16 protein-coding genes are annotated in these 17558 nt (G+C 62.6%); 2 read left to right on the forward strand and 14 right to left on the reverse strand.

The features are described from left to right. Window positions 1-238 precede the first annotated feature (238 nt). From AC3B5Q_RS23255 to AC3B5Q_RS23305, 11 genes are all read right to left on the reverse strand, one after another. A complete protein-coding gene (locus tag AC3B5Q_RS23255) occupies window positions 239-1531 on the reverse strand; it encodes an adenylosuccinate synthase (protein ID WP_021783879.1) in 1293 nt (430 codons plus the stop codon). Between the two features lie 56 nt (window positions 1532-1587). Continuing rightward, on the reverse strand, window positions 1588-2775 hold the full coding sequence (locus AC3B5Q_RS23260) for an ATP phosphoribosyltransferase regulatory subunit (RefSeq protein ID WP_021783878.1): 1188 nt from the start codon (window positions 2773-2775) through the stop codon (window positions 1588-1590). 301 nt (window positions 2776-3076) lie between these two features. Beyond that, window positions 3077-3946, reverse strand: coding sequence for a protease modulator HflC (hflC, locus tag AC3B5Q_RS23265; protein ID WP_014592592.1), 870 nt, complete (start codon window positions 3944-3946; stop codon window positions 3077-3079). Next, entirely contained in the window at window positions 3946-5127 is a 1182-nt protein-coding gene (gene hflK, locus AC3B5Q_RS23270; protein ID WP_021783877.1) for an FtsH protease activity modulator HflK, read from the reverse strand. Before hflK ends, hflC begins: the two co-directional genes overlap by 1 nt. A 96-nt stretch (window positions 5128-5223) precedes the next feature. Further along, a complete protein-coding gene (gene hflX / locus AC3B5Q_RS23275; RefSeq protein ID WP_012274456.1) occupies window positions 5224-6525 on the reverse strand; it encodes a ribosome rescue GTPase HflX in 1302 nt (433 codons plus the stop codon). A 12-nt stretch (window positions 6526-6537) separates the two neighbouring features. Beyond that, a complete protein-coding gene (hfq, locus tag AC3B5Q_RS23280) occupies window positions 6538-6798 on the reverse strand; it encodes an RNA chaperone Hfq (protein WP_003258160.1) in 261 nt (86 codons plus the stop codon). Between the two features lie 94 nt (window positions 6799-6892). Beyond that, window positions 6893-7864, reverse strand: coding sequence for a tRNA (adenosine(37)-N6)-dimethylallyltransferase MiaA (gene miaA / locus AC3B5Q_RS23285; protein WP_021783876.1), 972 nt, complete (start codon window positions 7862-7864; stop codon window positions 6893-6895). Window position 7865: 1 nt separating this feature from the next. Continuing rightward, window positions 7866-9764, reverse strand: a complete 1899-nt coding sequence (mutL, locus tag AC3B5Q_RS23290; protein WP_021783875.1) for a DNA mismatch repair endonuclease MutL — start codon at window positions 9762-9764, stop codon at window positions 7866-7868. Continuing rightward, window positions 9764-11194, reverse strand: coding sequence for an N-acetylmuramoyl-L-alanine amidase (locus tag AC3B5Q_RS23295; RefSeq protein ID WP_021783874.1), 1431 nt, complete (start codon window positions 11192-11194; stop codon window positions 9764-9766). The genes mutL and AC3B5Q_RS23295 overlap by 1 nt, the downstream gene beginning before the upstream one ends. Before the next feature lie 11 nt (window positions 11195-11205). Further along, window positions 11206-11679 (reverse strand): tRNA (adenosine(37)-N6)-threonylcarbamoyltransferase complex ATPase subunit type 1 TsaE, encoded by a 474-nt coding sequence (gene tsaE / locus AC3B5Q_RS23300; RefSeq protein WP_003249523.1) that lies wholly within the window; start codon window positions 11677-11679, stop codon window positions 11206-11208. After that, on the reverse strand, window positions 11667-12527 hold the full coding sequence (locus AC3B5Q_RS23305) for an NAD(P)H-hydrate dehydratase (RefSeq protein WP_028698113.1): 861 nt from the start codon (window positions 12525-12527) through the stop codon (window positions 11667-11669). Before AC3B5Q_RS23305 ends, tsaE begins: the two co-directional genes overlap by 13 nt. Window positions 12528-12592: 65 nt before the next feature. On the opposite strand from AC3B5Q_RS23305, the gene queG reads away from it, so the two are divergent. Then, on the forward strand, window positions 12593-13657 hold the full coding sequence (gene queG / locus AC3B5Q_RS23310) for a tRNA epoxyqueuosine(34) reductase QueG (RefSeq protein ID WP_084851633.1): 1065 nt from the start codon (window positions 12593-12595) through the stop codon (window positions 13655-13657). A 140-nt stretch (window positions 13658-13797) separates the two neighbouring features. Here the strand turns inward: queG and AC3B5Q_RS23315 are convergent, their stop codons facing one another. Both AC3B5Q_RS23315 and orn read right to left on the reverse strand, forming a co-directional pair. Further along, the gene (locus AC3B5Q_RS23315) at window positions 13798-14409 is read right to left on the reverse strand and encodes a trimeric intracellular cation channel family protein (protein ID WP_021783871.1); all 612 of its coding nucleotides are present in this window, start codon (window positions 14407-14409) and stop codon (window positions 13798-13800) included. 91 nt (window positions 14410-14500) lie between these two features. Further along, window positions 14501-15043, reverse strand: a complete 543-nt coding sequence (orn, locus tag AC3B5Q_RS23320; RefSeq protein ID WP_021783870.1) for an oligoribonuclease — start codon at window positions 15041-15043, stop codon at window positions 14501-14503. A 151-nt stretch (window positions 15044-15194) separates the two neighbouring features. On the opposite strand from orn, the gene rsgA reads away from it, so the two are divergent. Next, the gene (gene rsgA / locus AC3B5Q_RS23325) at window positions 15195-16214 is read left to right on the forward strand and encodes a small ribosomal subunit biogenesis GTPase RsgA (protein ID WP_031322455.1); all 1020 of its coding nucleotides are present in this window, start codon (window positions 15195-15197) and stop codon (window positions 16212-16214) included. A gap of 314 nt (window positions 16215-16528) precedes the next feature. Here the strand turns inward: rsgA and motB are convergent, their stop codons facing one another. After that, window positions 16529-17557 carry a flagellar motor protein MotB gene (gene motB / locus AC3B5Q_RS23330; protein WP_021783869.1) on the reverse strand — a complete coding sequence of 343 codons (1029 nt, stop codon included), beginning with the start codon at window positions 17555-17557 and terminating at the stop codon, window positions 16529-16531. Window position 17558: the final 1 nt, after the last annotated feature.

Raw genomic sequence — 17558 nt, forward strand, 5'->3', positions numbered from 1 at the left:
TCTAGCAATGGGGTTTCGTGTGCCGGCCCTTTCGCGGGTAAACCCGCTCCTACAACGGCCTGCGCCCAACCTCCGTTGCGTGCCCACACCCAATCAGTGTAGGAGCGGGTTTACCCGCGAATACGGTAGCGGCGGCAACGGTGGATTGCCGATGGATTGGCCAGCCCCGGCATACCCACAAATGAAAACGCCGCAGCCCTTTTCAGGGCCACGGCGTCAGATCAGCCTGGAGGGCAGATCAGGCGAACGGATGACGCAGCACGATGGTCTCGTTGCGGTCCGGGCCGGTCGAAATGATGTCGATCGGCGCGCCAACCAGCTCTTCGATACGCTTGATGTAGTCACGCGCAGCTTGCGGCAGCTCTTCCAGGGTTTTCACACCCAGAGTGGACTCGCTCCAGCCTGGCATCTCTTCGTACACCGGCTCCAGGCCGATGTAGCTGTCGGCATCGGAAGGCGCGTCGATGACGGCACCGTTCTCGTTCTTGTAGCCAACACAGATGTTGATGGTTTCCAGGCCGTCCAGTACGTCCAGCTTGGTCAGGCAGATGCCCGAGATGCTGTTGACGTCGATGGCGCGACGCAGGATGACGGCGTCGAACCAGCCGCAACGACGGGCACGGCCGGTGGTGGAACCGAACTCGTGACCACGCTTGGCCAGGGTAGCGCCGGTCTCGTCGAACAGTTCGGTCGGGAACGGACCGGAACCCACGCGAGTGGTGTAGGCCTTGGTGATACCCAGGATGTAGTCCAGGTACATCGGGCCAACGCCGGAACCGGTGGAAATACCGCCAGCAGTGGTGTTGGAGCTGGTGACGTACGGGTAGGTGCCGTGGTCGATGTCCAGCAGCGAGCCCTGGGCGCCTTCGAACATGATGTCCTTGCCGGCGCGACGCAGGTTGTGCAGCTCGGCGGTGACGTCGAGCATCATCGGCTTGAGCTGATCGGCGTAAGCCATGCACTCGTCCAGCGTCTGCTGGAAGTCGATCGCCGGCTCTTTGTAGTAGTTCACCAGCTGGAAGTTGTGGTAATCCAGCAGCTCACCCAGCTTGGCAGCGAAACGCTCGCGGTGGAACAGGTCGCCCACGCGCAGGCCGCGACGTGCCACCTTGTCTTCGTAGGCTGGGCCAATACCACGGCCAGTGGTGCCGATCTTGGCTTCGCCACGGGCTTTTTCGCGGGCCTGGTCCAGGGCCACATGGTACGACAGGATCAGCGGCGCAGCCGGGGAAATGCGCAGACGCTCACGCACCGGCACGCCTTTCTCTTCCAGCTTGGTGATTTCGCGCATCAGTGCGTCCGGGGCAACGACCACGCCGTTACCGATCAGGCACTGTACGCCTTCACGCAGGATGCCGGACGGAATCAGGTGCAGAACGGTTTTTTCACCGTTGATCACCAGGGTGTGACCCGCATTGTGGCCACCTTGGTAGCGCACTACGGCGGCAGCATGTTCGGTCAGCAGATCGACGATCTTGCCTTTGCCCTCATCACCCCACTGGGTGCCCAGGACGACGACATTCTTACCCATTACATTGGTCCTCATTCACGCAAACTTGGTTGCCGGCCTGTTGCCGACGCAGAAACTCACTGGGCCAGCGGCAGAACCTGCCAGCGCCCGTCTTGCTGAATCAATTGACGATCACAATCCGCCTCGAGAGCAGCACTCAACGGCTGGCCAGGCAGAGCCTGAACCACACGCTGGCCCTCGCTGCGCAACTGGCAGACTTGCTGCCAGAGGGCCGCGTCGCCACTGTCCGGCATCCAGATGCCGCCAGTTGGCAATACGACCTCCGCTCGCCCCAGTGTGACCAGGGTCTTCAAATCCGTGGAGAAACCAGTGGCCGGGCGCGCCCGGCCAAAATCAGCGCCAATATCGTCGTAGCGCCCGCCTTGGGCGATCGATTGGCCTTCGCCCGGCACGAACACGGCGAACACCACGCCGGTGTGATAGTGGTAGCCACGCAGCTCACCGAGGTCGAAGTACAGCGGCAGGTCCGGGTAGCGCGACGCCAGGCGATCAGCGATCGCCAGCAGGTCGTCCAGCGCCGCCAGTACGCTGGCCGGGGCGCGACCCAGGCGCACGCGGGCTTCAGTCAGTACTTCACGACCACCGCACAGCTCGACCAGGGCGCGCAGCATGCTGCCCAAGTCTTTCGGCAGGTCGGCGGTCAGTGCCTGCACTTCATCGACAGCCTTGCGCTGCATGGCGTCGAACAGCTGCTGTTCGACCGCGCCAGACAGGCCGGCGGCACGGGCCAGGCCGCGGTAAATACCGACATGGCCCAGGTCCATGTGCACATCCGGCACATCGGTCAGCTGCAGCGTGGCGAGCATCAGGCTGATGACCTCGACATCACTGGTAGGGCTGGCATCACCGTACAGCTCGGCACCCAGCTGGATCGGGCTGCGCGAGGTGGACAGGGCACGCGGCTGGGCGTGCAGCACGCTACCGGCATAGCACAGGCGGCTCGGGCCTTCACGGCGCAGTGTGTGCGCATCGATACGCGCCACCTGCGGGGTGAAGTCGGCGCGGAAGCCCATCAGGCGGCCGGACTGCGGGTCCACTACCTTGAAGGTGCGCTGATCCAGGTCCTGGCCGGCGCCGGTAAGCAGCGACTCCAGGTACTCGATATGCGGGGTGACGACCAGTTCGTAGCCCCAACTCTGGAACAGGTCCAACACCTGGCGGCGCGCGATCTCGATGCGCGCAGCCTCAGGTGGCAGTACTTCCTCGATGCCATCTGGCAGCAGCCAGCGGTCTACCGTTGCCATTACGCCATTTCCCCTCTGGTCCGGGCGGCTTGCCAGCAGGCAAGCCGTCAGAAAAGCCGGTATCGCGCACAGCAGCGGGCAGCACTGATCCCAGCGCAGCCACCGTACCCGACACCCTCAAATTGCCTTGCGAGCTGACCAAACTGTCGACTGGCGCTGTGCCAATCAACCTTGCAGACGCAAAAAAGCCGGGAAATTTCCCGGCTGCCTCATCATACACCCCTTTTCATTCAGGATGCACCCCGCCTGGTGCATTAGCTGCCAGGCGGGACGCCGCTGCATGAAAATCAGGGCCTGAGCATCAAGGCCTGCTCTTGTCCAGGTAACGGAAGAACTCGTTCTTCGGGTCCAGGACCATCACGTCGCTCTTGCTCGAGAAGCTCTCGCGGTATGCCTGCAGGCTACGGTGGAACGCATAGAAATCAGCGTCCTGGCTGTAGGCCTTGGCATAGATAGCGGCCGCCTGGGCGTCGCCATCACCACGGGTTTCTTCTGCTTCGCGATAAGCCTCGGCCAGCAGCACACGGCGCTGACGGTCGGCATCGGCACGGATACCTTCAGCCAGCTCGTTACCCTTGGCACGGTGCTCGCGGGCTTCACGCTCACGCTCGGTGCTCATACGGTCGAACACGCTGCGGTTGACTTCCTTCGGCAGGTCGATGGCCTTGACGCGCACGTCGACCACCTCAATGCCCAGCTCCTTGCTCGCCATGCGGTTCAGCGATGCAGTGATGTCAGCCATCAGCGCGTCACGTTCACCGGAAACCACTTCGTGCAGGGTACGTTTACCGAACTGGTCGCGCAGGCCACTTTCCAGACGGCGCGACAGACGCTCGTCGGCGATCTGCTTCATGCCGGACGTGGCGGTGTAGAAGCGTTCAGCGTCCTTGACGCGCCACTTGGCGTAGGCGTCGACCATCACCGCTTTCTTTTCCAGGGTCAGGAACCGCTGGGTAGGAGCATCGAGGGTCATCAGTCGGGCGTCGAACCTGCGCACCTGGTTCACGTACGGAATCTTCACGTGCAGGCCTGGCTGAACATCCGCCTCGACCACCTTACCGAAGCGCAGCAGTACCGCTCGCTCGGTCTGGGACACGATGTAGAAGCTGTTCCAGGCCACGATAGCCAGGACCACAGCGGCGATCAGGGCGATCAGCGATCTATTGCTCATCAGCGGCTCTCCCTAGTACGCAGCGGCTGCTGTTGCTGTTGCATGTCCTGCGCGGCACGGGCGGCCGCATCGTTGGTCGATGGCGACACGCTGGTGGTTGGCACGGACGGCCTGCGGCTGCCTTCGACCATCTTGTCCAGCGGCAGGTAGAGCAGGTTGCTCTGCCCGTCCTTGGTTGCCACCATGACCTTGCTCGAGTTGCTGTAGACCTCTTGCATGGTCTCCAGATACAGACGCTCACGGGTTACGTCAGGTGCCTTGCGGTACTCGACAAGCAGCTTGGTGAAGCGGTCTGCCTCACCCTTGGCGCGAGCGATGACTTCGTCGCGGTAACCATTGGCGTCCTCGATGATGCGCTGGGCCTGACCACGGGCTTCCGGCACCACGCCATTGGCATAGGACTCGGCCTGGTTGCGGGCACGCTGCTCGTCTTCGCGGGCTCGGATCACGTCGTCGAAGGCTTCCTGCACTTCACGCGGAGCTGCCGCGCTTTGTACGTTGACCTGGGTAACGGTGATACCGGTACGGTAGTTGTCGAGGAAGCGCTGCAGGCGTTCGCGGATATCCACGGCCATCTGCTCACGACCCTCGGTCAACACCTGGTCCATCGAAGTGGAGCCAACCACGTGGCGCAGAGCACTCTCGGTCGCGTGCTGCAAGCTCACCTCAGGCTGGTCGACATTGAGCACGAAGTCCTGCAGGTTGCTGATCTTGTACTGGACGGTCAGCGGCACCTCGACGATGTTCTCGTCTTCGGTCAGCATCTGGCCCTGCTTGGTGTAGGCACGCTCACGCGTGACGTTTTCCATGTACTTGCGATCAATCGGCGGGAAGTAGATGTTCAGGCCGGGACCGACCGTCTCATAGTACTTGCCGAAGCGCAGCACAACCGCCTGCTCCTGCTCGTCGACCACATACACGGCGTTGTACAGCCAGATTGCAGCCAGCACCGCCAGGCCGATGCCCAGCAGGCCCAGGCCACCGCCCTTGCCGACATTGCGGTCACCGCCGCCACGTTTCTTGCTGCCGCCGAACATGCCATTCAGGCTGTCCTGCAGTTTGCGGAAGGCCTCGTCCAGATCCGGTGGACCTTTCTTGTCACCACCGCCGCCACCGCCACCACGGCGGCCGCCCCAGGGATCCTGATTGTTCGAGTTGCCACCCGGCTCGTTCCAAGCCATAGCGCTCTCCATCTGATAAAGCAAAGACGCGCCCACGGCGCGCCGTCCAATGCTACAGAATGCCTGTCACTGCTGCCCGGCGACCTCGACGAGCATTTATTGCAAAGTGTGTTGCTCGACAAACACTTGCGGCTCCATGCCTTCGCGGCTGACCAGGCGATTCAGTTCGACCATGGGCAGTCGCACGCTCAGCAGGCTGCGCCCCTCTTCATCATGCTCTTCACTCTGCACGGCACCCAGGGCAAAGAATTGCGCGCGCAAGCGGGCAAAACGCTGCTCCAGACACAGGGTACCGACAAACAGATCATCCCCCAGCAACTCGGCAACCGCCTGGCCAACCAGCTCCAGACCACGCCCATCGCGTGCCGATACCCAGACCCGTTCCGGCTTGCCATCGGCATTGCGCTGGATCTGTGGCTCGACATCTTCGAGCAAGTCGAGTTTGTTGTACACCTCGAGGATCGGCAACCCCTCGGCACCAATCTCGCCCAACACCGCCAGCACCTGCTCGATCTGCTCCATGCGCTCTGGCTCATGGGCGTCGATCACATGCAGCAACAGGTCGGAGTTGCTCGACTCTTCGAGCGTAGCCCGAAATGCCTCGACCAGCTTGTGCGGCAGGTGACGAATGAAGCCTACGGTGTCGGCCAGCACAATCGGCCCCAGGTCGTTGAGCTCGAGCCGGCGCAGGGTCGGGTCGAGTGTGGCGAACAGCTGGTCCGCGGCATACACCTCGGACTCGGTCAGGGCGTTGAACAGCGTGGACTTGCCGGCATTGGTATAACCCACCAGCGACACCGATGGGATATCCGCGCGCTTGCGCCCGCGCCGCGCCTGCTCGCGCTGACTGCGCACTTTCTCCAGGCGTGACTTGATCTGGCGTATACGCACCCGCAACAGGCGGCGGTCGGTTTCCAGCTGGGTTTCACCCGGACCGCGCAGGCCGATACCACCTTTTTGTCGCTCAAGGTGAGTCCAGCCGCGCACCAGCCGCGTGCTCATATGCTCCAGCTGGGCCAGTTCGACCTGCAGCTTGCCTTCATGGGTACGCGCCCGTTGGGCGAAGATATCGAGGATCAGCCCGGTTCGGTCCAGCACACGACACTCGAACACACGTTCGAGGTTGCGCTCCTGACTGGGCGTGAGGGTGTGATTGAAAATCACCAGATCTACCTGTTCGGCATGGACCAGGTCGTGTAACTCTTCGACCTTGCCACTGCCAATCAGGTATTTGGCGGAAGGCTGATGCCTTGTCACCGTGACCAGCGAGACGATGTCGGCCCCGGCCGACAATGCCAACTCCTGAAACTCCTGCGGGTCTTCTCGCGCCTCAGGGTTCTGACCTTCCAAGTGAACGAGCAATGCCCGCTCACCACCGCCGTGGCGCTCAAAGAACAATGCAGGCTCCTATCAGGCGTTGCCTGGCTCGCTGTCGCCGTGCTCGCTGTCGGACGGGCTTGGCAGGCGGACCGGACGGGCCGGAACTACGGTCGAGATGGCGTGCTTGTAGACCATCTGGCTGACGGTGTTCTTCAGCAATACCACGAACTGGTCGAACGATTCGATCGAGCCCTGCAGTTTGATACCGTTGACCAGGTAAATGGATACCGGGACCTTTTCTTTTCTCAAGGTGTTCAAGTAAGGGTCTTGTAGCGAATGCCCTTTTGACATATGCCGCACTCCTGTAAGGATAAATAATAGAAATTCAATAAAATCGATAAATTAGGCCGCCCCTTCGCAAGAATAGACGGCAATCAGCAGGGACTCAGCTCAATATGGAGATGGCCCCAAGGTATTTCAAGGTGCGGGACAGATTGTCGCAGGCCAGGCTGTCAAGCCAGTGCACTTCAGGCCAGCCACGCAACCAGGTGAACTGCCGCTTGGCCAGCTGCCGGGTAGCAATGATACCGCGTTCACGCATCTCATTCTCAGTCAGCTTGCCATCCAGGTAATCCCAGACTTGCCGATAACCCACTGCCCGTATAGACGGCAGCCCGGCGTGCAAGTCACTTCTGGCTCGCAGCGATCGGACCTCGTCAACGAAGCCCTGTTCCAGCATCTGCGAAAATCGTAACGCAATTCGCTGATGCAAAATGTGACGATCTGTAGGAGCAATCGCCAAACTGGCGACAGTATAGGGCAATTGTCCGCCAGCGCCTGCGTCTGCGCCGCGACTTTCCGCGAATTGACGCCGGCGATGAACTGTCATGCTCTCACCGCTCACCCGGTACACCTCCAACGCCCGGATCAGCCGCTGCGGGTCATTGGGGTGAATACGTGCCGCTGACTCTGGGTCAACCTCGGCCAACTGGCGGTGCAGCTCGGCCAGGCCCAGGGCTTCAGCCTGTGCCTCCAGCTCGGCGCGCACCGCCGCATCGGCCGCTGGCATGTCGGCCAAGCCATCGATCAACGCCTTGTAATAGAGCATGGTGCCACCGACCAGCAGCGGGATCTTGCCGCGCGCGGTGATCTCGGCCATGGCCTCCAGGGCGTCGGTACGGAACTGCGCGGCCGAATAGCTCTCGGCCGGGTCGCGAATGTCGATCAGCCGGTGCGGGTGGGCGGCGAGGATTTCTTTCGACGGTTTGGCCGAACCGATATCCATGCCACGGTAGACAAGTGCCGAATCGACGCTGATCAGTTCACACGGCAGCACTGTGGTCAGTTCGATGGCAAGGTCGGTCTTGCCGGCCGCCGTCGGGCCCATCAGGAATATTGCAGGGGGCTTGCCGCTCATTTCATCGACCGCGCAGGAAAAGTTTGTCCAGATCGTCCAGGCCCATCTGGGTCCAGGTAGGACGGCCATGGTTGCACTGGCCGCTGCGCTCGGTGTTTTCCATATCGCGCAGCAGGGCGTTCATCTCGGGAATTGCCAGGCGCCGGTTGGCGCGCACGGCACCGTGGCAGGCCATGGTACCGAGCAGTTCGTTGAGGTGCGCCTGAATGCGATCACTGGTGCCGTACTCCATAAGGTCGGCAAGCACGTCCTGCACCAGGCGATTGGCTTCGGCTTGCTTGAGCAAGGCCGGGATCTGGCGAATCGCCAAGGTCTCGGGGCCCAGGCGCTGCAATTCGAAGCCCAGGCGCTGGAACCACTGGGCATGCTCTTCGGCACAGTCGGCTTCACGCTGGCTAAGGGCAAGGGTTTCCGGCACCAGTAGCGGCTGGCCGCTCAGACCCTCGCTGGCCATGGCTACCTTGAGGCGCTCGTACATTATCCGCTCGTGGGCGGCGTGCATGTCCACCAGCACCAGGCCAACAGCATTTTCGGCCAGGATGTAGATGCCCTTGAGCTGCGCCAGTGCGTAGCCTAGCGGGGGAATGTCGCCCTGGCTTTCGGGCAGGGCCGTCGCAGGCGCTGCACCGGTTTCCAGTGGCTTGTAGAACTCGCGATACACCGCCTGTGCCTCTGCGGCCGGCAGCGGCTGTGAGGGACGTGGGGTGTATTGATATTGGTAACCGGCGCCACTGCCACCATTGGAAAACGACTGCTGTGGGGCTCGAGGCTGTTCAAGCACCGGCGAGGCCAGGCGCATTTCACCCTGGGGCCCGAACTCACCGGCCTGCTGGCCAGTGGGGCGAACCAGCTCAGGCACCGCCGCAGGTGCGGCCAGCTGGTCTTCCGGGCGCACGTCGGCCAAGGCACGGTGCAAGGTGCCATACAGGAAGTCGTGCACCGAGCGCCCTTCACGGAATCGCACTTCATGCTTGGTAGGATGCACGTTCACATCGACGCCGTTGGGCTCCAGCTCCAGGAACAGCACGAACGTGGGGTGGCGGCCGTTGAACAGCACGTCCCGGTAAGCCTGACGCACAGCATGGGCGACCAGTTTGTCGCGCACTGCCCGGCCATTGACGAAGAAGTACTGCAGGTCAGCCTGGCTGCGCGAGAACGTCGGCAAACCGACCCAGCCCCAAAGGCGCAGGCCGTTGCGCTCCACGTCGATCGGCAGCGCCTGCTCCATGAAGCCAGGGCCACAGATGGCACCCACCCTCCGCGCACGGGCGACTTCGTCGTGGGCCTCGTGCAGGCTAAGGATGCTCTTGCCGTTGTGGCGCAGGTGGAAGGCGACATCGAAACGGGCCAGCGCCAGCCGGCGGATCACTTCCTGCAAGTGATCGAATTCGGTTTTCTCGGCCTTGAGGAACTTGCGTCGGGCCGGGGTATTGAAGAACAAATCGCGCACTTCCACCGAAGTACCGACCGGGTGCGCCGCCGGCTGCACCCGCGGCGTCATGTCGCGACCTTCGGTTTCTACTTGCCAGGCCTCGCTGGCACTGGCGGTACGCGAGGTCAGGGTCAGGCGCGCCACCGAACTGATCGAGGCCAAAGCCTCGCCACGGAAACCCAGGCTCAATACCCCTTCAAGGTCTTCCAGCTCGCGGATCTTGCTGGTGGCGTGGCGGGCCAGGGCCAGCGGCAGGTCGTCGGCAGAAATGCCGCTGCCATCGTCCCGCACCTTCAGCAGTTTGACGCCGCCCTGCTCTACTTCCACATCGATGCGCCGGGCACCGGAGTCCAGGCTGTTTTCCAGCAGCTCCTTGGCTACAGATGCCGGGCGCTCCACAACCTCGCCGGCAGCAATCTGGTTGGCCAGCCGCGGGCTGAGCAGCTGAATTCGCGAACCGCCACTCATTATTGCGCGGCCAAGGTTGTGGCGGGCACGTCGAGGCGCTGACCAACCTTCAGCTCATCGGTCTTCAGCTTGTTGGTGCTGCGCAGGCTGGCCACACTGACCTGGTAACGCACGGCGAGCATCGCCAGGGTTTCGCCAGGGCGCACGGTGTGTTCACGCGGACCGGCGGCAATCTTGCCGGTGTCACGCAGCCAGGCGATATAGGTGCCAGGTGGCGGGTTCTGCTGGAAGTACTGGTGCACCCCGGTGCGGATCGACCTGGCCAGAGCCTGCTGGTGGCTGGATGAGGCCAGCTTGGCGGCTTCGTTGTTGTTCGAGATGAACCCGGTTTCAACGAGGATCGACGGGATGTCTGGCGACTTAAGCACCATGAAACCGGCCTGTTCAACGCGCTGCTTGTGCAACGAGGTGACGCGCCCCATGTTGCCCAATACCTTTTGCCCCACGTTGAGGCTGGAACTGAGCGTAGCTGTCATCGACAGATCAAGCAGCACACCAGCGAGCATGCGGTCCTTGTCGTCGAGGCTGACATTACCCGCACCACCGATCAAGTCGGAGCGGTTTTCCGTGTCGGCCAGCCAGCGCGCAGTCTCGGAGGTGGCGCCACGATCGGACAGGGCGAACACCGAGGCGCCAAAGGCTGCGCGCGACGGGGCCGCATCGGCGTGAATCGAAATGAACAGGTCGGCGCCTTTCTTGCGGGCGATTTCCGTACGCTTGCGCAGCGGGATGAAGTAATCGCCGGTGCGGGTCAGCTCAGCACGGAAACCTTTTTCGCTGTTGATCTGACGCTGCAGTTCTTTGGCGATTTGCAACACGATGTCTTTCTCGTGTTGGCCACGCGAGCCGGAAGCGCCAGGGTCTTCGCCGCCATGCCCGGCATCGATAGCAACCACGATGTCACGCTTGCCACTGGGTACCGGGGGCAGCTTGATCGCCGGCTGGGCCGGCGTCACTGGCACCGCCGGCGTGGTCGCAGGCGTTTGCACAGGTGCCCGTGCAGGCGGTGGCGCGCTGGCCGCGATAGCGTCAGCTTCCTGGTCATACAGATCGACCACCAAGCGGTTGCCGTACTGTGCATTGGGCGCCAAGGTGAAGCTTTTCGGGGTTACCGACTTTTTCAGGTCGATCACAACCCGAAGGTCGGTTGGCGTACGCTGGGCCGAACGCACATTGCTTATCGGCGTGTTGGAGGTAGCCACATTCAGTGGCGCGGCCAGTGTTGCGCCATTGATGTCGATGACCAGACGATCGGGTGCGCTCAGGGTGAAGACACTGTGCTGCACGGGGCCAGACAGGTCGAAAACCAGCCGCGTGTTGTCCGGTGCGCGCCACAGGCGCATGCTCTTGACTTGAGTGACGGCCAGAGCGTCAACGGTCACCGTTGTCAGCAGCAGCCCAACGATGGCGACCAGTGCGCGTATGCGCATACCTACCCCACTTACTGTTTATAGTGTTCGGCCAGTGCCACGCACCAGGCCTCGCCGCGAGCCCCCTGCGGCGAAAGGTTCAGCGAGCGTCCACTCGCTTGGGGGCTTATGGTAATGGTCAGGTCAGGCTTTGGCAAAACGCCCGCACCCTTTTGTGGCCATTCGAACAGGCACAGCGGGTCGCCTTCGAAATAGTCACGAATGCCCATGAACTCAAGCTCCTCCGGGTCGACCAGGCGATACAGGTCGAAGTGAAAGGCTCGGACCTCGCCGATTTCATAGGGTTCGACCACGGTGAATGTCGGGCTTTTCACAGCACCAGTATGGCCCAGACCGCGGATCAGGCCACGCGACAGGGTAGTTTTACCCGCACCCAGGTCGCCTTCAAGGAAAATCACGCCGCGACCACCGGTCACCTCGGCCAGTGCTGCACCGAATTTGACCGTGGCCTCTTCATCGGCCAGAAACAGATTTAAGCCAGACACGCAGAATGCTCCTCCAACAACTCACGAATGACCGGCGCCAGATCACTGGCCGCCAGGCCTCTACCTTTTATCCCAAGGCGCTCGCCGGCACAGGCGTGCAACCACACCCCCAGACAACCCGCGCCCCAGGCATCCAGGCCTTGGGCCACCAGTGCCGCCAACACGCCAGTCAGCACATCGCCCAGACCGGCGCCGGCCATCGCCGGGTGCCCGCGCTCGCACACAGCCAGTTGGCCGCTTGGGGCTGCCACCAGTGTGCCGGCACCTTTGAGTACACAGACGCTGTTATAACGGCGCGCCAGCTTGCGCGCGGCGCCAGGGCGGTCGGCCTGCACCGCCTCGGTGGAAATACCCAGCAGCCGCGCCGCCTCCCCCGGGTGCGGGGTAAGGATGCTGCCACTGGGCAGGGCCAGCGGGGTGCGCGCCAGCAAATTCAAGGCATCGGCATCCCACACTTGCGGCCGCTGGGCGTTGGCCACCGCCGACAACAGGCTGCAGCCCCACGCCGCCTGCCCCAGGCCGGGCCCGACCACCAGTACCGAGGCGCGCTCCAGCACGCCCATCAGCTGGTTGGCCGAACGGACACCCAGGCACATGACTTCGGGCAGGCGCGCCAGGCTGGCCGACACGTGCTCGGGCCGGGTTGCCACGCTGACCAGCCCGGCGCCGCAACGCAGGGCGGCTTCGGCGCTGAGCAATACAGCGCCACCGGTACCAAGGTCGCCACCGACCACCAGTACATGGCCAAAGTCGCCTTTGTGGGCATGCGCATGCCGTGCCGGCAGGCGGGCAACCGTCACGCTGCTGAGCAATTGAGGGGCATTACTGGGGTGTTTGGTCTGTGGCATGGGGTCAAAGGCTCCAATGTCTGGCAGAATTATACGCACCTGAGCCCGTATTGCCTTGCCCATCCATGTCCGCCTCCACACCTGACCTCGCCCAATTGGCCCAATCGATCAAGATGTGGGGCCAGGAACTCGGTTTTGCCCATGTTGGCATCGCCGGGGTTGACCTTGGCGAACACGAACACCACCTGCAGCGTTGGCTCGACGCCGGCTATCAGGGTGAGATGGAATACCTGGGCGCCCACGGCAGCAAAAGGTCACACCCCGACCAACTGATCCCCGGCACCGTACGCGTGGTCTCGCTACGTATGGACTACCTGCCCGGCGACACGCAGATGGCGCAGCGTCTGGCCCAGCCGGAAAAGGCCTACGTGTCGCGCTACGCGCTTGGCCGGGACTACCACAAGCTGGTGCGTAAGCGCGTGCAGTTCCTCGCCGACCGCATCCAGGAAGCTGTCGGCCCGTTCGGCTACCGCGCGTTTGTAGACAGCGCCCCGGTACTGGAAAAAGCCCTGGCCGAACAGGCCGGGCTGGGCTGGATCGGCAAGAACACGCTGCTGCTCAACCGCAAGGCGGGTAGCTATTTCTTTCTTGCCGAACTGTTCGTCGACCTGCCGCTACCGGTGGACGAAGCCACCACCAGCGAACACTGCGGGCGTTGCCAGGCCTGTCTGGACATCTGCCCGACACAGGCGTTTGTCGGGCCTTACGTGCTGGATGCGCGACGCTGCATCTCGTACCTGACCATCGAGCTGAGGGGCGCGATCCCTGTCGAGTTACGCGCAAAGATGGGCAACCGGGTGTTCGGTTGCGACGACTGTCAGATCGTCTGCCCGTGGAACCGCTTTGCCAAGCACAGCCAGGAGCAGGATTTCCAGCCACGGCATGGGCTGGAAAATACGGACCTGGCGGCGATGTTCCTGTGGGACGAACGCACCTTCCTGCGCAAGACCGAGGGCGGGCCTTTGCGGCGGGCGGGGTACGAGCGTTTTTTGCGCAACCTGGCGGTAGGGTTGGGCAATGCGCCGTCGACGATTCCGGTGATCGAGGCGCTGAAGGCCAGGCGTGACGATGAATCGGAATTGGTGCGCGAGCATGTGGAGTGGGCGCTGGCCCGACACGGAGCTCAATAGCGACCAGCCTCAGAGCATGCGCCATCCTTGTGGGAGCGGGCGCGCCCGCGAAGCAGGCAACACAGGTAATGGCACCGGCTTCGCCGGTGTTCGCGGGCACGCCCGCTCCCACAAGGGCCATGTTGCGCTTGTAAATTGCGTCACTGCTGGTCGTTGTAGTGGAACTTGGGCATTTCCCAGTGGAAGCGGATTGCCAACAGGCGCACCAGGAAGCCGCCAAACAGTGTGAGCAACATCGCCTGTTCTGCCGGCACCTTGAAATACACGCAACCCAGATAAAACCAGGCTGCCGCAAACGACACGCTGGCATACAGCTCTCGGCGGAACACCAGCGGGATGTCGTTGCAGAAGATATCCCGCAGGATCCCGCCAAACACACCGGTGATCACCCCGCTGATCGACGCCACCAGCATGCCCTGCCCCATCTCCAGCGCCGTCATGCAGCCAATCAGGGTAAATGCCACCAGCCCCAGGGCATCGAGTACCAGGAACAGCGAGCGAAGGCGGCGCATCATTGGCGCAATGAAAATGGTCAGCAGCGCCGCAAGGCTGGTCAGCACCAGGTACTCAGGGTGCTTCACCCAGGTCAGCGGGTAGTGCCCGAGCAGCACATCACGCACCGAGCCGCCCCCAAGCGCAGTAACGCAGGCGATCAGCACCACGCCAAACCAGTCCATGCCGCGACGCCCGGCAGACAGCGCGCCAGTCATGGCTTCGGCGGTAATGGCGATAAGGTAGAGCATCAGCAACATGGTGCGGGTCCGTGCAGGAAAGGCGCGCAGTCTAACCAGTTGCCCAAGGCACCAAAAGGGGGCGCAGATACAATATCTGCGCCGTTTTGAATCACAACTTGATGAAGTGCTCGCGATAGTGACGCAATTCGGCGATCGATTCGCGGATATCGTCAAGCGCCAGGTGGGTATTGCCCTTCTTGAAGCTGTCACGCACGTTCGGCGCCCAGCGCGCGGCCAGTTCCTTCAGCGTAGAGACATCCAGGTTGCGGTAGTGGAAGTAGTTTTCCAGATTGCGCATGTGACGGTAGAGGAAACGACGATCCTGGCAAATGCTGTTGCCGCAGATCGGCGACTTGCCTTTAGGCACCCACTGCTCAAGGAAGGCGATGGTCTGTGCCTCGGCTTCGGCCATGCTGATCTTGCTCTCGCGCACGCGCTGGGTCAGCCCCGAAGCACCATGGGTACGGGTATTCCACTCGTCCATGCGCGCCAGCACTTCGTCACTGTGGTGGATGGCGATCACCGGCCCTTCGGCCAAGGTGTTCAGCTCGCTGTCAGTGACGATGGTGGCCATTTCGATGATGACATCGCTGTCCGGATCCAGGCCGGTCATTTCCAGGTCGATCCAGATCAGGTTCTGTGGGTTTTGCATGCAGGGGCTCCTCATATAGGCGATCATATTAGCCTAGTGGCCAAGGCACGCCCATTCACGGCATAAAGCTGGGCGGAATAGTCCAGCGGCTGGCGTGCTAAACTGCGTGCCGTTTTCAATGCCCACGCCGGGCCTCTCTTACGGTACCTTCATGGCCAAACGCCAGCTCAATCGCCGCCAAAACTGGCGGATCGAAAAAATCCAGGGTGAGCGCGCCGCTCGCGCGGCCAAACGCGAGCAGCATGCACTGCAGGAACTGGAGGGTGGCGACCTGGGGCCGGAGCAACTTGGCCTGGTGATCGCACACTTCGGCGTACAGGTAGAAGTGGAAGCCCAGGACGGCGACACCGCGGGCCAGGTGTTCCGCTGTCACTTGCGTGCCAACCTGCCAGCACTGGTCACCGGCGACCGCGTGGTATGGCGTGCGGGCAACCAGGGCATTGGCGTGATCGTGGCACAGATGCCACGCAGCACCGAATTGTGCCGGCCGAACAACCATGGCCAGCTCAAGCCCGTGGCTGCCAACGTCGACCTGATCGTGATCGTGTTCGCCCCGGCGCCGGAACCACACCCGAACCTGATCGACCGCTATCTGGTAGCGGCCGAGCACGCCGGCCTGCGTCCGCTGCTGCTGCTGAACAAGGCCGACCTGATCAACGACGAGAACGGCCCCGGCCTGCATGCGCTGCTGGAGGTCTACCGCGAGCTGGGTTACCCGCTGCTGGAAGTATCGGCACATCAGGGCGACGGCATGCAGCGCCTGCAGCAGCTCCTTGACGGCCACATCAGTGTGTTCGTCGGCCAGTCAGGGGTAGGCAAGTCGTCGCTGGTCAACAGCCTGCTGCCGGACGCCGGCACCCGTGTCGGAGACCTGTCGGAATGGTCTGGCCAGGGTACTCACACCACCACCACGGCGCGGCTGTACCACTTCCCCAACGGCGGCGACCTGATCGACTCGCCGGGCATTCGCGAGTTCGGCCTTGGCCATGTCAGCCGCGACGACGTGGAAGATGGCTTCATCGAGTTTCGCGACTTGTTCGGCACCTGCCGCTTCCGCGACTGCAAGCATGACCGCGAACCGGGCTGCGCGCTGCTCAAGGCACTGGAAGAGGGGCGCATCAAGCCGCAGCGCATGAACAGCTATCGCTCGATCATCGCCAGCCTGACTTGAAACAGCTACGCTCGCCGTGGCATTTGCGCTGCCGGTGAGATCGAGCGCCGCCCGCGCGGCGCATCGCGAGCTGCGCTCGCTCCTACGTTTGTTTCGGGCCAGTAACGCCAGTGCAGGCGCGCGCGACCGCCTGCTCGTACCACGCGATATCGAGACATGCGCCCAGGCATTCGCGCACAAATCCCACAGGAATGATTGGCCCGAAACAAACAAGGAGCGAGCGCAGCTCGCGATGCGCCGCGCGGGCGGCGCTCGATCTCACCGGCGCTTCAACCTTTCCGCCAACCCCCTGTCAGCCCTGATGCCGCCAGGACCTACTGCTCCTTGGCGTCATCCATCTTAAGCGTACCCTCTTCGAAGATGTTCAGCTTCTGGCGCAGTTCACGCGGCTGCATCGGCGCCTGTTCGCTCTGCGCAGCCGGTGCCGAAGCCCCTGGCGCCGCGTCACCGGCTGGCGGTGCAGCGGGCTCGGCGGCCGGAGCTTGTGGCGTACCCTGCTCACCCTCGATATTGCGCTGGGCTTTCTTGGTCAGCACGATGATGTCGATGCGCCGATTGACCGGGTTGAACGGGTCCTTGCGGTCGAACAGCGATGACGAGGCGTAACCCACCACCCGCGCCACCTGGCTGTCTGGGTAACCACCCGCCACCAGAGCACGACGTGCGGCGTTGGCGCGGTTGGCCGACAGCTCCCAGTTACCGTACTCACCGGTGCCAGCATACGGCTTGGCATCGGTGTGGCCGCTGATGCTGATCTTGTTAGGCACCGCCTTGATGGTATCGGCCATGGCCAGCAGGATATCTTCGAAGTATGGCTGCAGGCGCGCGCTACCAATATCGAACATCGGCCGGTTCTCGGCATCCATGATCTGGATGCGCAGGCCGTCCTGGGTGATCTCGAACAGGATCTGGTCCTTGAACTTCTGCAACTGTGGATTCTCTTCCACCTTGTTCTGCAGTTCCTGCAGCAACAGCTCCAGACGCTCACGCTCCACCTGCTCGGCCATGGTCTCGACCTGGTCCTTGCTTAGCTGTGTGGTGGACTCCTGCGTCGGTTCGGCCTTCACTTCCGGGTTGATGGTCTTCTCCGGCGCCAGCTCAGGCGAACCGCCCAGGTCGATGACGTAGGGCGTGCCGCTTTCCGAGAAACCGATCGGGTCCTTGAAGTAGCCGGCAATGGCGATCTTCTGCTCTGGCGTGGCCGTGGACAACAGCCACAGCACCAGGAAGAACGCCATCATCGCCGTGGCGAAGTCGGCAAAGGCGATTTTCCAGGCGCCACCATGGTGGCCGCCGCCAAAGCGCTTTACGCGCTTGACGATGATGGGCTGATTGTTCTCCATG

This window comes from Pseudomonas sp. D5(2026) (genome assembly GCF_057766845.1).

Bases quoted from the DNA above. Each gene is read 5' to 3' on its own strand.
- AC3B5Q_RS23255 (WP_021783879.1), bottom strand. From the start codon at position 1,531: ATGGGTAAGAATGTCGTCGTCCTGGGCACCCAGTGGGGTGATGAGGGC.
- AC3B5Q_RS23260 (WP_021783878.1), bottom strand. From the start codon at position 2,775: ATGGCAACGGTAGACCGCTGGCTGCTGCCAGATGGCATCGAGGAAGTA.
- hflC (WP_014592592.1), bottom strand. From the start codon at position 3,946: ATGAGCAATAGATCGCTGATCGCCCTGATCGCCGCTGTGGTCCTGGCT.
- hflK (WP_021783877.1), bottom strand. From the start codon at position 5,127: ATGGCTTGGAACGAGCCGGGTGGCAACTCGAACAATCAGGATCCCTGG.
- hfq (WP_003258160.1), bottom strand. From the start codon at position 6,798: ATGTCAAAAGGGCATTCGCTACAAGACCCTTACTTGAACACCTTGAGA.
- miaA (WP_021783876.1), bottom strand. From the start codon at position 7,864: ATGAGCGGCAAGCCCCCTGCAATATTCCTGATGGGCCCGACGGCGGCC.
- mutL (WP_021783875.1), bottom strand. From the start codon at position 9,764: ATGAGTGGCGGTTCGCGAATTCAGCTGCTCAGCCCGCGGCTGGCCAAC.
- AC3B5Q_RS23295 (WP_021783874.1), bottom strand. From the start codon at position 11,194: ATGCGCATACGCGCACTGGTCGCCATCGTTGGGCTGCTGCTGACAACG.
- AC3B5Q_RS23305 (WP_028698113.1), bottom strand. From the start codon at position 12,527: ATGCCACAGACCAAACACCCCAGTAATGCCCCTCAATTGCTCAGCAGC.
- queG (WP_084851633.1), top strand. From the start codon at position 12,593: ATGTCCGCCTCCACACCTGACCTCGCCCAATTGGCCCAATCGATCAAG.
- AC3B5Q_RS23315 (WP_021783871.1), bottom strand. From the start codon at position 14,409: ATGTTGCTGATGCTCTACCTTATCGCCATTACCGCCGAAGCCATGACT.
- orn (WP_021783870.1), bottom strand. From the start codon at position 15,043: ATGCAAAACCCACAGAACCTGATCTGGATCGACCTGGAAATGACCGGC.
- rsgA (WP_031322455.1), top strand. From the start codon at position 15,195: ATGGCCAAACGCCAGCTCAATCGCCGCCAAAACTGGCGGATCGAAAAA.
- motB (WP_021783869.1), bottom strand. From the start codon at position 17,557: ATGGAGAACAATCAGCCCATCATCGTCAAGCGCGTAAAGCGCTTTGGC.